The organism is Acinetobacter halotolerans (assembly GCF_004208515.1).
GTDB classification, from domain to species: Bacteria; Pseudomonadota; Gammaproteobacteria; order Pseudomonadales; family Moraxellaceae; genus Acinetobacter; species Acinetobacter halotolerans.
This window is the reverse complement of sequence record NZ_SGIM01000038.1, coordinates 1-355: the sequence shown is the minus strand read 5'-3', so window position 1 is coordinate 355 and position 355 is coordinate 1. Positions and strand designations below refer to the sequence as shown.

Below are 355 nucleotides of genomic sequence, written 5' to 3'. Positions count from 1 at the left end.
ACCACCAGTAATACCACCGATGATGCCAGTGATTGGGCCAAGAGGACCACCGTCACCACCCGTAATACCACCGATAATGCCTGTGATCGGACCTAGTGGACCACCATCACCGCCACCTGTAATACCACCGATAATTCCAGTGATTGCGCCAAGAGGACCACCGTCGCCACCAGTAATACCACCGATGATACCTGTGATTGGACCAAGAGGACCACCGTCGCCACCAATACCACCAGTGATGCCATCAAGAATGCCACCGCCAAGTAAATCCTCACCAATGACGTGTTGGATAATATCTGCAGCAGTTGAACCATTATTGATCAGTGTACCGATAACGCCAGTAGCATTATCCAGT

General features: G+C 51.0%; 1 pseudogene. It reads right to left on the bottom strand.

Features of this window, described 5'->3' with window-relative positions:
- A pseudogene (locus tag EXE30_RS16105) lies at positions 1-355 on the bottom strand (agmatine deiminase); the annotation flags it as partial.